At 50.6% G+C, this 15,433-nt stretch carries 14 protein-coding genes; 1 reads left to right on the top strand and 13 read right to left on the bottom strand.

The features are described 5' to 3' along the window. Window positions 1-30: 30 nt before the first annotated feature. The 8 genes from CJP46_RS13265 to CJP46_RS13230 form a co-directional block, all read right to left on the bottom strand. Window positions 31-2,157, bottom strand: a complete 2,127-nt coding sequence (locus tag CJP46_RS13265) for a glycoside hydrolase family 3 N-terminal domain-containing protein (RefSeq protein ID WP_094596036.1) — start codon at window positions 2,155-2,157, stop codon at window positions 31-33. A gap of 20 nt (window positions 2,158-2,177) precedes the next feature. Beyond that, window positions 2,178-3,563: a family 4 glycosyl hydrolase gene (locus tag CJP46_RS13260; protein ID WP_094596035.1), complete on the bottom strand. Its 1,386-nt coding sequence runs from the start codon at window positions 3,561-3,563 to the stop codon at window positions 2,178-2,180. Window positions 3,564-3,585: 22 nt separating this feature from the next. Further along, window positions 3,586-4,425 carry a carbohydrate ABC transporter permease gene (locus CJP46_RS13255; RefSeq protein ID WP_094596034.1) on the bottom strand — a complete coding sequence of 280 codons (840 nt, stop codon included), beginning with the start codon at window positions 4,423-4,425 and terminating at the stop codon, window positions 3,586-3,588. Continuing rightward, a complete protein-coding gene (locus CJP46_RS13250; protein ID WP_094596033.1) occupies window positions 4,425-5,348 on the bottom strand; it encodes a carbohydrate ABC transporter permease in 924 nt (307 codons plus the stop codon). Before CJP46_RS13250 ends, CJP46_RS13255 begins: the two co-directional genes overlap by 1 nt. A gap of 82 nt (window positions 5,349-5,430) precedes the next feature. Beyond that, on the bottom strand, window positions 5,431-6,753 hold the full coding sequence (locus tag CJP46_RS13245) for an ABC transporter substrate-binding protein (RefSeq protein ID WP_094596032.1): 1,323 nt from the start codon (window positions 6,751-6,753) through the stop codon (window positions 5,431-5,433). 57 nt (window positions 6,754-6,810) lie between these two features. Further along, window positions 6,811-7,536, bottom strand: coding sequence for a glucosamine-6-phosphate deaminase (locus CJP46_RS13240; protein WP_094596031.1), 726 nt, complete (start codon window positions 7,534-7,536; stop codon window positions 6,811-6,813). Then, window positions 7,505-8,467, bottom strand: coding sequence for an ROK family protein (locus tag CJP46_RS13235; protein ID WP_094596030.1), 963 nt, complete (start codon window positions 8,465-8,467; stop codon window positions 7,505-7,507). The genes CJP46_RS13240 and CJP46_RS13235 overlap by 32 nt, the downstream gene beginning before the upstream one ends. Window positions 8,468-8,654: 187 nt before the next feature. Then, on the bottom strand, window positions 8,655-9,782 hold the full coding sequence (locus tag CJP46_RS13230; RefSeq protein ID WP_094596029.1) for an ROK family transcriptional regulator: 1,128 nt from the start codon (window positions 9,780-9,782) through the stop codon (window positions 8,655-8,657). Window positions 9,783-10,157: 375 nt separating this feature from the next. On the opposite strand from CJP46_RS13230, the gene CJP46_RS13225 reads away from it, so the two are divergent. Continuing rightward, window positions 10,158-10,829, top strand: coding sequence for a hypothetical protein (locus CJP46_RS13225; protein ID WP_094596028.1), 672 nt, complete (start codon window positions 10,158-10,160; stop codon window positions 10,827-10,829). Between the two features lie 30 nt (window positions 10,830-10,859). Here CJP46_RS13225 and CJP46_RS37530 read toward each other — a convergent pair whose 3' ends face one another. From CJP46_RS37530 to CJP46_RS13200, 5 genes are all read right to left on the bottom strand, one after another. After that, window positions 10,860-11,006, bottom strand: a complete 147-nt coding sequence (locus tag CJP46_RS37530) for a hypothetical protein (protein WP_373557992.1) — start codon at window positions 11,004-11,006, stop codon at window positions 10,860-10,862. Window positions 11,007-11,162: 156 nt separating this feature from the next. Continuing rightward, entirely contained in the window at window positions 11,163-11,756 is a 594-nt protein-coding gene (locus CJP46_RS13215; RefSeq protein WP_094596170.1) for a D-lyxose/D-mannose family sugar isomerase, read from the bottom strand. Window positions 11,757-11,769: 13 nt separating this feature from the next. Continuing rightward, window positions 11,770-12,972 (bottom strand): carbohydrate kinase family protein, encoded by a 1,203-nt coding sequence (locus CJP46_RS13210; RefSeq protein ID WP_256992317.1) that lies wholly within the window; start codon window positions 12,970-12,972, stop codon window positions 11,770-11,772. Between the two features lies 1 nt (window position 12,973). Further along, window positions 12,974-14,131: a Gfo/Idh/MocA family protein gene (locus tag CJP46_RS13205; RefSeq protein WP_094596025.1), complete on the bottom strand. Its 1,158-nt coding sequence runs from the start codon at window positions 14,129-14,131 to the stop codon at window positions 12,974-12,976. Beyond that, window positions 14,131-14,976, bottom strand: coding sequence for a class I fructose-bisphosphate aldolase (locus CJP46_RS13200; protein WP_256992316.1), 846 nt, complete (start codon window positions 14,974-14,976; stop codon window positions 14,131-14,133). The genes CJP46_RS13205 and CJP46_RS13200 overlap by 1 nt, the downstream gene beginning before the upstream one ends. Window positions 14,977-15,433 lie beyond the last annotated feature (457 nt).

The raw sequence follows: 15,433 nt of genomic DNA, 5'->3' as shown, positions 1-15,433 counted from the left end.
GTTTTAACTGCTTTTAATTGGCCGTATGGCTCAATATTCGAACGTAAATATCGGATGTTCAAGATCGTTCACGTAGACACGAAATTCTCCCGGTTCGACCGTCTTCCTCAAATCGGCATCTAAATATGTCAGATCTTCCAAGGAGATAGACATCTCCACACTCGCGGAACCATAAGCGGGAACCGGAACGACCCGGTACGCTTTCATCTCCCGAACCGGGCGAACCGTCCTGGATACCACATCTTCGATATACAGAATGACGATCTCCCGGTATTCGTAATGGCTCGGGTTATTAATTTGAAAGGTCACCTTCAAATCTTCGGTTTCCGTAATTCGGCTGCTTGATATAGCGAAGTCCGAATAGGTCGCTTGCGCGTAGGATAAGCCATGGCCGAACGCGAACAGCGGGCCGATGTCGCAATCCTGATACCGGCTGCTGTAGCTGGAAGCATTGGCCGGCCGGCCCGTACTGTACTCGTTGTAATAAATCGGCGTCTGTGCCGAAACGCGTGGGAATGACATCGTCAGCTTTCCGGCCGGAGTCGACTGACCGGTTAGAAGCTTCGCGACGGCCGATCCTGCCCTTGTCCCCGGGTACCAGCACCACAGCAACGCCGGCATGTCGTCTACAATATCCTGCAGCGCTAACGGCCGGCCGGAGAAGCAAACGCATGCATAAGGCCGGCCGGTTTCCTTCACAGCCCGAACCAGCTGCTTTTGCTCTTCTTCCAGTTCGAGCTTAACGCTGCTGTGCCCCTCTCCGCTTTGCTCCCAATACTCGCCGATCGCCACGACGATGTAATCACACCGGTCCAGAACATCTTTAGGGCAAGCCTCCAGCGTACCAAAAGCATCGACCGACAGTGAGCCGTCGGCCTGTTTTATGCCGTCTTCCAGCGATACGGCATCTCGGAAGCGTCCTTTGCATGCCCAATTCCCGAGCAGCTCTCGCGTACGGGCGAATGGGCCAACGAGAACGATGTTTCGATGCTCCGGACGCAGCGGCAGCATCTCATTCTCGTTCTTCAGCAAGACACAGCTTCGCATGCCCGCTTCTTCGGCGAGATCAAGGGAAATTGGATTCAGAATGACTTCGTCTTCATTGGCTTCGTCCGCGTACGGATTTTCAAACAGGCCCAGTTCGTTTTTGAGTCGTAGTACCTTCATCACGGCCGTGTCCACGTCCTCCAGCAGTTCCGGCCGCTCTTTAACGATAGCCTCAAAATGCTCCAGGTAATGCGTCGAAACCATCTCGATGTCGACGCCCGCCCCCAGTGCCAATTCAGCCGCTTCCTTACCGTCTCGGGCCACGCGGTGCCTCTGAAGCTCGGTCACCGCGCCCCAATCGGAGATGACCAGATCCTCGAATCCGTACTGTCCTCTCAGAATCTCCTTGAGTATTTCGGAGCTTGCCGTTACCGGGACCCCATTAAAAGTGTTAAATGAACTCATGACGAATTTCGGCCGCTCCTGCAGCGCGATCTCATAAGGCTTGCCGTAGAACTCGAAAAATTCCCGCATGGACATATCGACGGCATTGTAATCTTTCCCCGCAATCCCCGCTCCATAAGCCGCAAAATGCTTCAGACAGGCAGCAACGCCATCCGGTGCAATTCGCCCATCGCGGAGAATTTTCTGATACCCTCGGATCATGGCTCTGCCCAGGTTGCCCGATAGCAAATGATCCTCGCCGAATGATTCCATGACCCGGCCCCAACGGGCGTCCCTGACTAGATCCGTCATCGGCGAGAAATTGACATGGATGCCAGCCGCCCGCAGCTCGGAAGCCGTCTCTTCCGCAACCCGTTGCACGAGCTGTTCGTCCCAACTGCAGGACAGGCCGAGAGGGATCGGGAAAATCGTCCGGTAGCCGTGAATCGCGTCATGCATGAAAAGCAAGGGAATCTTCAACCTGGAGCGCTGTAAATACTCAGCCTGAATCCGATTGGTCGTTTCGGCACCGGAGGCGCCGATGACGCTGCCGATCGTGTAGATCGTCTCCTCGTCCAGGATATGCCGCGGGTAGGCGGGCCCGGTCTCCAACATCTCCTCGTCGATTTGGCCAACGTAGAGCTCGCCCGTAATTTGCGACAACTGACCGAACTTTTCTTTTAGTGTCATGGACGCCAACAACTTTTGTAATCGATCGTTATCCATCGTAAGGCCTCTCTTCCGGATTACACCCATTCCAGGGCAGGTAAAATTTCCTTTTGAAGCTCGCACATTTCATCGATCATGGCGCAGGCCTGATAATAAGTTGGCGCGCTTGGATCGAGCAGAATCGCTTGCAGCAGCTTCGTCTTCGACTTCTCAACGAATGCTTCGAGGAGCAGCTTGTGGATTGTGCCTTGAATGTGGATCGTTCCAATCACCGCCGTCGGCAGGTCGACGGTCATCGGCTTCAGTTCGATACCCTGCCCGTTTACAATCGCCTGAGTTTCAACCACCATATCGTCAGGAAGGCCGCGGATGGCTCCGTTGTTCGGCAAGTTTACGGAGTTGATCTGCACTTCGTCATCGAAGAAGATCGCCTCAATAATCGGAATGGCGTATTCGTTGCTCGTGCTAACTTTCTCTTTATCGAACGTGTAGGCCTGTTCAGCCCAGCTTTCCTGCGACTGCACACTGTCGAACAGTCCTTTGTCCAGGCTGTTGCCGCTCGCAGCATAGACGAATTCCGGCGTTCTTGAACCTTCCTTCCACAGCTGCTCCCGAATCGGATTATAGCGGTACTGCAGCGACAGCCCTGCATAAAAATCGTCTGCATACGAGATGTACTCGCCGCAATGGTTCGTCCCCGGGTATGGATAATAGCCGTAAATATGATACATCGCTCTCGACAGTCCAATATGATCGAACTGTGCCAGGCGGTTAGCCTTGCTCTCTTTTTCGCGGAACAGTGGATACAGGTCCTCGCCTGTCTTCATGTCCCAAATTTTCGTGAAGAAGCCGAAGTGGTTTAAGCCGCCGCCTTCGATGCCGATTTCTTCCGTTTTTCGCTCCAGAAACTCGCCTAATTGATGAATGCCCATGTCCAAACCGTGACAGAGGCCCACAATCTTAATGGAAGTCAACTTGGAAATGGCCTCCACCAATTTTGCTTCCGGATTCGTGTAGTTAATGAACCAGGCGTCCGGGCATACTTTTTCCATCGTCCGGGCAATTTCGAGCATTGGCCCAAGATTGCGGAGCGTATGGAACATCGATCCAGGCCCGCCGTTCTCCCCATAGATTTGCTTGCTGCCGTAGCGGCGTGGAATGTGGAAATCCTGGGACCAGTAGAAGTAACGATCAACCTCGATCGCAACAATGGCGAAGTCGGCGTCCTGCAGCGCTTGCTCCAGATTCGTCGTCTGCCAGATCGAAGCCGGATGGGAAAATGAATCAAACATTTCCTTCGCATATCGATAAGTCCGGCTGACGTTGTCCTCGTTAATATCCATGAGTGCGATTTCGAGCTCTACTTCATGTTTGAGCCGCGGAGACAGCACGATATCCTGCAACGCTCCCAGAGCGAACGAGACGCTTCCTGCTCCGATTAATGCAATTTTCATCTTTTTCATGGTTACAGAACTCCTTTGTGATTTATTCTTTCAAGGCACCCATCATGACGCCCGAAATAATCTTCCGTTGGAAGATGATGTAAGCCAGCGCCGCTGGAAGAGCCGAGACGACGGCTGCCGTGGCAATCATGGGAAAATCCATCGTAAACTTGGTTTGAAAATAATTAAGGCCAACCGGCAGCGTTCTTAATTCGTCGTTCTGAATCAAGATGGTCGGAAGCATAAAGTTGTTCCAAGTGCCGATGGCCGTAAACACGATAAGGGACACCATAGGTGGATACAACATCGGCATGATAATATAATACAAATTTTTCACTTCGGTCGAGCCGTCGATCCGGGCCGATTCCAGCAGGGCGTAAGGGATGTCTTTCATAAACCCTCTCAGCAGAAAAATCGAGAACGGAATGTTCATCGCGATTTGCGGCAGGATGAGTGCCCAAATCGTATTCAGCAAGCCCATCGACTTCAAATTGTTGAACAACGGAATGATGATCAAATCCAAAGGGACCGTCAGTCCCCAGAGGACGATCAGGAAAAAAACGCCCTTACCCTTGAATTTCATATACGCAAATGGATAAGCGGCCAGCAGGGATAACAAGACGACCAGCACAACGACTACAGCGGTAACGATTACGCTATTCTTATAATAGGTAATAAAATTACCTACATCCCAGATGCGGGAATAATTGTCCCAATGGAAAACTTGCGGCAGCGCCAGCGGGCCGTCCATGTTGATTTCGTTCATCGTTTTGAGGGACGTGCTGATGACGAGCAGAAACGGAGCGACCGTCAGCACCGCCGTGCAGATCATGAAAGCATAAACGAGCGTACGTCGGATAAGCAATGATCGGTTCATATTCATCAGCTTTGGTCCCTTTCCCTCATCCAAATGATGGTTCTTGAAACGATGAGAATAAATAACGTTAGAATGATGGAAGCGGCCGCTGCAAAGCCTAGCCGGTTGACGATAAAGCCTTGTGTGTAGACGTAATATGAAATGACGTACGAGCTGTATCCCGGACCGCCCTTGGTGGTGGCCATAACGATGTCAAACACGCTGAAGGAACTGATCGTCATCAGGATGATGACCGTCGTCATCGTTTGCCGCAGACCGGGAATCGTGACGTGCCAGAACTGGCCCCACGAGCTGCAGCCGTCGATATTGGCGGCGTCGTACAGCTGCGAATCCACGCTCTGCAGCGCCGCAGTGAAGAGCATCGTGGTATAGCCAAAGCTGCCCCATACAAAAATGACGAACAGAGCGTACATGACGAGATCGGGGTTGCCGAGCCATCCGGTAATCGGCCGTCCGATACCGAGATGATCCAAAATCGCGGACAGCGGACCAAAGCTTGGGTCATAAATCCACTTCCAAATCACCGCAGCAATAACGGAAGAGATGATCTGCGGGAAGAAAAAGCCCATTTGGAACCACTTGGCGAATCGAATCTTGCCGCGAACAAGCAAATTAGCAAAAATAAGGCCCAACCCTACGGGAATCGTCGCGCCGCCGACGACCCATAGCAGCGTGTTCTTGATCGCCTGCAAGAACATCGGTTCTTCGGTAAACAGATGGATATAATTTTGCAAGCCGACAAACTTCTTAGGACTGATTCCATCCCAATTGGTCATGCTGATATAAAACGTCTGCAGCGCCGGCCAAATCATGAAGATAGCCACCATCGCAAATGCCGGCAGAAGGAACAAATACGCAAGCGGATTGGTCTTCTCTGCTCCTCTCCGTCTGAACGTACGCCGCTGCCGGGGCACGGCTTCTTGTCTCACAAAGATCACCTCAATCTTGCAGGATGGATGCCCTTTAACCCGGAAGGGTTAAAGGACATCTTGTCATATTTACCTTTGATGCCTACTGTCCCTGAGCTGCCTCGGACAGCTTGTTGTACTCCTGCTTGATCTCTTCCCATGCCTGCTCTGGCGTGTTCTTCTCGAAGGACATCAACTGCAGCTGCTTATTCAGAATATCCCCCAGTCCGGGAACGGCATTATCAAGGAAGAAGCCCATTTGCGCGCCTAGAATCGCTTGGTCGACTTGTTTTTTCAAGTCTGAAGCTTGTGCCCCCAACAAATCAGCTTTAATCGTTGGCGTGGAACCGTCTTGATACCAAAGTTTGACGACATCCGGATTCATGAACGTGTCAATGAAATCGAGCGCCGCCTGCTTCTTCTCTCCGCTCAGCTTGGCGTTCAGCGCCCAGCCGCCATCTGTCGCGTTGACGATCCGGTGTTCCTTACTGTTCACATCTTGCTGCGGGAAGGAGAAAGCGCCGGTTGGCACGTTTAAACCTTCGTAAACGGGAATGTCCCAGTTGCCTCCGAGTACCATCGCGGACTGGCCCTTTGCATAATACGTCGGCACTGCGCTGCCGTCGATCGAAGCGTCTTCCTTCCGGTAGTACCCGCTCTTCTCCCAATCGTTGACCTGGTTCAAAGCCGCCAAGAATGCCTTTTCAAAATTAGGCGTAATTCCTTGCTGGAAGTAGAACTTCTTGACGTCGTCCATCGGCACTTGGTTATAGAGTAGATGGAATACCGACCACATCTTCGGCAAGTTGGACATGCCTCCATTCTCCATCGGAACGTAGCCGGCTTCTTTTACCTTGGCCAAAATCGCGTTAAAATCGTCCATCGTCTTCGGTGGGGTCAAATTCAGCTTCGAGAAAATATCTTTGTTGTAGTAAACGACGACGGGAGCTGTCATAAACGGAACGCTGTAATATTTGCCAGGCGTTCTGGCGTTTTGAAAATCAATCGCTCCGTCTACTTCCTTGTCGATCCAGCCGCGGCTCTTAACATCGTCGGTTATGTCCATCAGATAGTTGTTCTTCTGCAGCATCTGCTGCATCGTATCGTCGACATAGACAATATCCTGACCCGCGCCGGAATTGAATGCCAGCTTCAGGTTTTGCGCATATTCGGACCACGGGCTAGGGCTGTACTGAATGGTGACGTCGGGATGTGTCTTGTTGAAGATCTTGATGGTTTCATTCATAATGTTGACGCGGGCTTCGTCGGTCATGGATGAGGTGACGTTCAACGTAATTTTGCCGGAGCCGGACGAGCCGCCGGAAGAAGATCCGGACGAATCGCCGGAATTGGAACCGCAACCAAAAAGGCTGACAATCATGACGGTCAAACTGACGAACAGCAGACCGGCTTTCGTTTTGGACATTGGAGTGCCCCCCTATTATCTCGAATTTAGCTGATGCCTGACCGCGGCGGTCGCTCTTCAGCGAACCAACGCCGCCGCCGCTTCGTCCATGTAGACGTGGACGTTTGGATGGCGCTGCAGGACTGTGACTGGTATTTCGTCTGTAACCTCGTGCCTCAGAGCTTTTCTCATGATATCTGCTTTTTTGTCCCCGTCCGCGATTAGAATCACCGTTTCCGCCTGCATTAGATGCTTGATCCCAAGTGTAATTCCCTTTTGGACGTCCTTCTGATCCGGAAAGTACTTCGCGGAAACCTGCTTCGTAATGGAGTCAAGCTCCGTCACATATGAATACCCTTCAAAGTCAGCATGGGGCTCGTTAAAGCCCAAATGACCGTTCATTCCGACACCAAGCAGCAATAAATCGATTGTCCCGCGTGCCCCGATAAAGTCGTCCATTGCCTTGCATTCCGCGTCCAAATCATCACTCGTTCCATTAAAGAAATGGATGTTTTTCTCCTTGATTCTGCACGGTTCGAATAAATGGCGGTCCATCGTCTCTCGGCAACTTCCTTCATCCGCAGCGCCGAGGCCAACCCATTCGTCGAGACTGATGAATTGGCACTGATCGAGGCTTATCCTTCCTCCGTGAACTGCTTCCACCAAACAGGAGAACGTGCCGAGCGGTGTATTGCCGGCAGCAAAGCAAACCAGCGAGTCAGGTTTTTGCTTAATTTGATGAATAATCAATTCGGCGGCATGCACCGACATTTCATGATAATTGCGTGCGATATGCGTTTTCATGCCAATCCCCCCTGTTTAAATCCATACCTGCTTTCTCAAACGCCAACGCGACCGCTCCGATGGCCCCCGCTTCCTCCCCGATGGATGTCAATTCGATCGATGTGGGAATCGGTGTCAAACTCGACACCGTCGAGCGAATAAGTTCGAGCACCGGCCCCAGCGATTGAGAGACCCCACCGCAGAGAATGACCTTCTGGGGATTCAGCAGACTCACCATATTGGCAATGCCGATCGACAAATCCGTTACGAACTGTTGGATGATCGCTTTCGACTTCTCGTCGCCGCGAGTGTATTGCTCGAATAATTCATGAGGCAAAGCACCGTACTGCGATAAGGCAACCCCTGAGATCTTCTTCTCAAATTGTCCGAAATCGCCAAAAGCATTGACACTGTCGCTGAGAACATCTTGCTCGACAACCAAATATGCGACTTCCCCGGCCATGTGGCTGCTTCCCTTCACCAGCGATCCGTTTGCCATGATCGCACTGCCAACGCCCGTTCCAATTGCCACTACCACAAAGTCTTCCGAGTTCTTCGCTGAACCAAGCCACTTCTCACCCAGTGCCGTACAGTTGACATCGTTGTCAACGAAAATCGGCTTGTCGAAGTACCGCTGCAAACATTCCCGGAACGGTAGGTGATTCCACTGAAGCGCGGGCGCTTCGATAACGGTTCCTTCCTCGCTATTGGTAATGCCCGGAACCCCGAAGCCCATGGCTACCACTTGATCCAGAGAGATGCCTGCGGCGCGCAGACTTTCCGTGATATGCTCGGAAATGACGTCAAATTCGCCGCTGGTGTTCACTTTCTTCCTGTACACGATATCGCCGGTCTGATTGGCGATCACAATCATGATCTTCGTTCCGCCGATATCAACTCCGACACCGTATAACTGTTCAGCTTGAGACAGCTGTGCATTGTTCCTTTTCACTGTTTAATCACTCTGTCGGCACCCCAGTTTCCGCTGTTTTTAGTTAGTTTGTTCTGTGTACGTACTAACTAAAACGAATAATAAACCGATTTCAAAGAGATGTCAATAAAAAAACAAAAAAGCACGGTTAGTTCGTATACGCGAACCAACCGTGCACTGAATTAAGCGGATGTATAAGCCGCAACCTCTAAATAACGTTCTGTTCCTGTTCGAAGGCGTATGCAATGACCCCTAGCACACCAGCTTCCGCCCCCATATGCGATATCTCCAACGTCGTTCGAATCGGGGTCATCCGGTCGACCGCAGAACGGATTTCGTCTAATACGGGATTCAGATATCCGGACACTTCGCCGCCAAGAATCACTTTCTCAGGATTAAGCAGGCTGACCATGTTGGAGATTCCGATAGACAGATGAGTAATGAAACGGTTCACCATTTGAACAGAGCGGGGCTCATTTTGCGCATAGTTTTGGAAAAGAGCCTGCACCGAACTCTCATCATCAGCGAGCGACTTCCCCGAGATCTTTTTTTCAAAGACGCCGAATTGTCCCGCTACGTTCACCTGATTCCGCATGACGTCTTCTTCCTGGATCAAATAGGCGATTTCTCCAGCCATGAAATCCTTGCCATGCACTAAGTTCCCGTTTGCAACGATCGCGCTTCCGGCCCCGGAGCCCTGTCCGATATAAATGTAGATGAAGTCCTCCATTTCCTTGGCACCGCCGACCCAACGTTCTCCTAAGGCCGCGCAGTTCACGTCGTTGTTTGCGTAGATGGGCTTGGCCAGGTACTTTTTCATTTCGTCGACAAAAGCAACATCCTTCCAGCCAAGCTCTGGCGCATCCACAATGATTCCTTTTTTACTGTTGGTCAGCCCGGGAATGCAGAATCCAACGGCGATTACGTCATCCATCGATATTGACGCTTTATCTAGGCTCGCAAGAATGCACTCGTAGATTGTCTTAAAGTCGTTACCTAAGTCTGATCGATCTTTCCATACCATGTTCCCATCTAAATCTGTGATGCAGATGAACAGCCCGTCCGCCATCAGTTCGACGCCAATCCCGAAACCGGACTTCGGATTAAACTCAAGCTCGATCGCCCTTCTCCCGCCTTCCTTGGTCGAAGACCCGAGACCGGTTTCCACGACGAACTTCTTTGCGATCAGTTCGTCAACGATGGACGAGACCGTCGAACGGCTAAAATTGAGACGCTGTGCGACTTTGGCGCGGCTAATGGGCTGCTGGGAGCGTATCGTTTCGAGTACGAGATCCCTATTAATTTTTTTTAAAAGCTCCAAGTTTCCTTTTCTCACAATCCCATTCTCCCTGCATTATGTTTAAGCCTAATTTAATCCATTGGATTAAACCCGTCAAATGGACGGACCTGCAAGGTGATCTTTCTTTCACTCCGTTTCCATGTCTGACAAATCTATTAGGCAGCAGGCGAATACGGCGTGCCGCAAAGAACAATAACGCAAACCGGGAAGAACTTAAAATCTCCCCATTCTTGAAAAGAATTGCTGGCGAGTACGTTGTTTCGCAATCCTTTAGAAGGGTAATTCCTCATAATTCATCATATTCTTTTAACGAAACAAAAAATAATGTTGCCACGTCAGTATTTCAAGAGGCTAACCACTTAGATATCATGAAACCTGTAATGAACTTAAGACAGAAAGGCGTGATCAAACGTGAATCCAAAAGTTTCTGTTTACATGAAAATATCGACTCTCGTTATGGCTCTAACGCTTACCGCATGCTCAAGCTCCACGGAACCTTCCGTCACCCCTGAGACATCAGTACCGGTTAATGAGGAAGCCACGTCTCCAGAGGCTGGGAATGAGCCAAGCCCAGAATCGGCTCCTGAAACCGAGAACGAGCCAAATCCTGAATCGACTCGTCCTCCGAGCGAAATTTTTGATCTGATGACGGGTGAGGGGAACCAGTCATACACCGCCACCTTGCAGCAAGGCGAGGGCTTCTCCTTATACGTATTCGAGAAGTTTACCTTCGACGAAGCTAAAGGACGTCTGTTTCTTAGCAGTCATCCGGAGTACGATGTCGATATCGAAATGCTGCCGGCCAACTATGATCTAACACAACTTGCAGCTGCAGGTAAAAAGGAGTTGGACCAGTTCGGCGAAGTATCCGATTATAGCGGAGAGCTTGTCGAGCATCCACTGGGTTCCGCGAAGCTCTATCTTCAAGTCTCGAGCGGTGAAGGGATTCACGATTATATCGTGTGGGAGTCCGAAACGGGTGACGCTTTCCTGTTTCGTCTTCGCAATCCCAAGGGCGAGGAGGCTTCGGATTTTGCCGGCCCGGTCCTCGTTTCGTTATCTACGGTTCAACGCGATTCGTGATAAATTGGGACTTCTACCCGGTAACCCAGCTTAAACAAAAAAGCCTGATCCATTAAGGATCAGGCGACTCACCCCCGGCGGAATGTGGCGCGCTACCTGCAGAGTCGTTGTACCCCCATCGATGAAGATGGATTCTCCAGGTTGAATTAGTGCTGCTGTCTTACTTCCTATTCGCATTTTCTTTACCGTTAATATACCTGAGCGTTCCTGTAGGGTTGATGCCCTTTCCCACAAAGATCGCCCCGCCATACGTCCTTCTAACGCTTCTGGATTCCTCTAACTTCTCTAAGTCACTGCGGGGTGGGGCTGCTTATGCTTTTGCGCGGAGCGTCATTATCTTATGCGCGCTTCGTAATCTGCGGAAGGAAGTTCCATTTCATCCTCTTCGATGACAGGTATTCTAATGATCGATGGATCAGTAAAAACGTCAAACTCGTCTCGGCTCGTGCTAGAAAACTCCGACACTACCGCTCCTTCTGGTCCTCCCTGAAACCAATGCTTCATTCCCGACGGAATCGTGAATTGCTCACCAGGACGGAGAACAATCTCGTGAAAAACCGTATAGGCAGGTTCGCTTCCTTGAGGAACGACCGCATGAATACTTCTCGTCGATGTTCCCTCCACGTACAAATAAACAGTTCCCCATCTGCATCGGAACGTCTCCATTTTGCCCGGTTCCCCGTTCACCGGGGGGTGAAGATGCTCAGGACATGTCTGTTTTGGAAAAAGCGCCAACTCCTTCGCGCAATAACGATCCGTATTGACATAAGTGACAATCTCCAGGCCCTGAAGATCGAGGTTTCCAAGTCCGAAGCCTGCGATTTCGATGCCTTCCCGTTCCTGTTCCGTCAATACGATTCCCGCACGACCAAATAATTCAGCCGCACGCGCCTGTGCTTGTTTGAATTCACTTCGTTTCAGATTCATCTGCTGTCCCCCTTCATTCATGATTCTGTTCATAAAGTCGCAGCCCCTCTAGATCCAAAATGCGCCAGCCATCAAGCGGGATCATATGGCCGCTCTGTGGCCAACCCTCATGAATTCTGCTCAGAACCTCCTTCCACGACCGCACGCCGCTTACCGCATCTGCTCGCTCCACATTGCATGCTCCAACACCGACGGCTCCCAGCATCGTATGTTCGATGGTAAGCCTGTTCATCACTCCAACCAGAAACCCTGCGATCGTACAATCCCCCGCACCTGTTGTTCCGACAGCCTCGACCTGAAAGCAGGGAACGAGAAGCTCGCGATTCATCCAATTATCCGTACAGGAAGGCGCACATGCTCCCATCGCCGAAAGCCGTTCAGTGTCGTTGGAAGTACGGATGTAGAGACCATATTCGCCCAGCTTAAAACCGACTACGGCAGCCCCCATCCCCAACAGTTCTTCTGCCATCGATGACAACATCGAACCGTCTGCATAGGATAAAAGATCTTTCCCTGCGTATTCCCGCTTCATTTTTTCATAGATTTCGGGATGAAGCATGAACAAAATTTCTTCATAGCTAGGCAGAAATATATCCACAAAAGGGAGCACATGAGTGAGAATCTTACGCCAATCGGCTCGACCAGCAGGCGATGCCGGGTCAGGCATGGCGGTATCAAGCGACACCGTTGCTCCGAGGGCCTTGATCTTTAATAGAAGTCTAACAAGCTCCTTCCCGTTGTTCTCGAACATTCGACGCATCAGCGGAGGATAGCCGAAATGAAACAACTTGGTTCCCTCCAACAGATCCGTCTGTATATCTTCCGCGCAAAATGTATCGTTCGCTCCCGTTGCATGAAGGAATACTCGGTCTACACCTGGAGGGCTTATTACGACAGTATACGAACTTATTTCTCCTGGAGTGAGGATCATTCCTTCCGTCAGAGCGCTGCCATATCCTGAAATTCCATTCAATATTGCCTTGCCAAAAAGGTCATCCCCTACTTTCCCCATCAATTGAACCGCAAAGCCAAGCCGATGAAGAGCCAGGCCGGTATTGGAGACCGCTCCGCCTGTAGACATCAATGCTGGACCGATTGCCGTCAGCCTCCCAGGTACAAGCAGATCGCCAAGCCCATTCGCAAGACCCGGAATCTCGGGGATGACATCCAAGCAAATATGTCCGGCTACTACAAAATCAGCCGAAACCTTCTTCACCTTAATTCCCCCAATCTAACATTACTGTTTCACCAGTGCGCTCCGACTCGAGTGCGGCTGTGAAGATGCGATGGCTTCCTTCCGCCTCTTCAGGTGTGGCACAGTAGAACGGCTGCCGCATATCGCCGCGGTGAGCCAACTCATCACAGAAAGCGGCCCACATCTGCAGAATTGAATCAGAGAAACCAAATTCGAATATTCCGCCCGTAATGGTGGAGTAAGCGGATTTGTAAGGCGCATCGACGACATGCCAAGCCTGCTGTTCTCCTGGTTCATAAGGGAGAGATGCAACTTGCTTCGAATTTTTGGTGGTAAACTCGGCCGAAAACGCCGTGCCCTGGATGCGGATAAACCACGTGTTTGCATGCCCCGGTGCAATGCGTTTTGTAGAAAGGAGCATCGGAAACCGTTGGCTTCCCGTCTTTACTTCACATGCAAGCAGCGCATTGTCCCACGTCTCGCAAGGCGCAACTCCTCCTTTGCCATCTGGGCGTTCAGGAATGATCTTGGACAGTAACGCCCGAACGCTCGAAGGCTTCCACCCGAATCGTAGGGGTAGATGAAGGACATGCATACCCAAATCGCCCATGCAGCCGTACTCGCCGTTGGTGGAGATCCTTCTCTTCCAATTCATGGGCTTCGTCGGATCCAAGTCGCTGGAATGCCAGAAACCCGCTTCGACTTCAATAATGCGTCCGAATTTTCCCTCGTTTACCCATTTGACGACTTGCTGCGCCCCAGGGAAAAAAGGAAACTCCGACGAGCAGCGTACTATAACGTCCGGATTGTCATTAAGCGCCTTTTGGATGGCAGCATTCGCATGGCGGTCGATTCCGAACGGTTTTTCGCCTAACAGGTGCTTACCAGCCTTAATGATATCGATATAGATTTGCTCATGAAGATTGTGCGGTACTGCGCAGTAAACCGCTTCAAGTGACGGATCCGCCAGCAACTCCCGATAGTCCGTATACGCTTGCTCCACACTTGGAACATGATCTTTAAACCATTGAGTTGCAGCCGGATTAGCATCACAAACTGCCACGATTCGCGGCTCGAAATCCACATCCACAAGATGACACCATCTTGCTGCGGCGCTAGCGAATTCCTTGCCCATAAGACCGCAACCAATGACGCCGAAACGAATGATCTTTTTCTCCATTAAGCCTGGTCCCCTTTCAAAATCGCAAGTGCCTGTTCGGCTCCCGCTCTCTCGTGGACAATTGCCATTAGGGCAGAAGTCATAGCGGCCGGATTCGGGTGTTGGATGACATTGCGACCGTATACGATCCCAGAAGCACCTTGCTTCATCAATTCCACGGTGCGGTACATAATTTCTTCATCACTGGCGCGGCCCCCGCCTCGAACCAGTACCGGAACCCCAGAAGCAATCTCAATTACCCGGTGGTATTCCCTCACATCATCGCACGGGTCCGCTTTTATGACGTCTGCACCAAGCTCCACTGCCTGGCGGACTAGCGGCATGATTTTATTAAGATCGCCATCCACCATGTATGCGCCTTTCACTTCATTCGGCTGCATGACCAACGGCTCGATCATTAGTGGCATCCCGTATTTCTCACATTCTGTTTTAAGCTGTGCAATATTACGCACGCACTGATGATGCAATTCCGGTTGATTCGGTAATAGCAGCAAATTGACACACACCGCGACGGCATCCAGAACCACCGCTTGTTCGACTGCTCGGTCAATCAACTCGCTGAACAGAAACCGCGGAAGGGAGCCTCCATAAATATTTGCCACATCCGTTCTTAGAACGAGCCCTGGCTTATGTTTGCCGGGAATATCTTGAAGCAGCATTGCTTGACCTGCACTTAATTGAACGCAGTCCGGTCCAGCTTTTACAATTGTCTCAACGGCTTGCTTCATATTCTCAATGCCTGATAAAAAAGAACATTCATTAAAAAAACCATGATCGATTGCAACATCGAAGCATTTTCCTTGCTCACTAAACATACGATTCAATCTAGCTTTTGTCGACACCACTGAATCATCACTCCCACTAAGGACTTGTTCTTTTATAACACTAAAATGTTATTTTCAAACATTATTTTAAAGTAAACTCTCACATCTGTCTATATATCTCTGCGAATTTTTCATCCCTTTGATAAATGCAACCATCCGACCAGACGCTTATCATAGGATGATCCCCGTCATGATTATTTGTCATGCAGAAGCCCTTTCGGCCGAAATTTACGGTGAAAGGGCTTCTGCATTTATTAATAGTATTGGGGAGGGTCTTCCAGCTAACAAAAATCCTCTTTTGTGGGTATGGAACTTTGACAAGAAATGAATTAATTGCCCATTTTTATATTTTACGGAGTACTCGTCTCCAGCTTAAAATAACCGTCAATAGCCTCATATTGAGTAGGATGCTGCGTTTCGAGCAAATTTTTCACCGAAGGATCCGTCAGCAGAAAAGCGGCGCCCCATCCTGCTCAGC

Source organism: Paenibacillus sp. XY044 (assembly GCF_002257645.1).
GTDB lineage: Bacteria > Bacillota > Bacilli > Paenibacillales > Paenibacillaceae > Paenibacillus_AQ.
The sequence above is the reverse complement of the archived record's forward strand: the minus strand, read 5'-3'. Positions and strand labels throughout refer to the sequence as shown.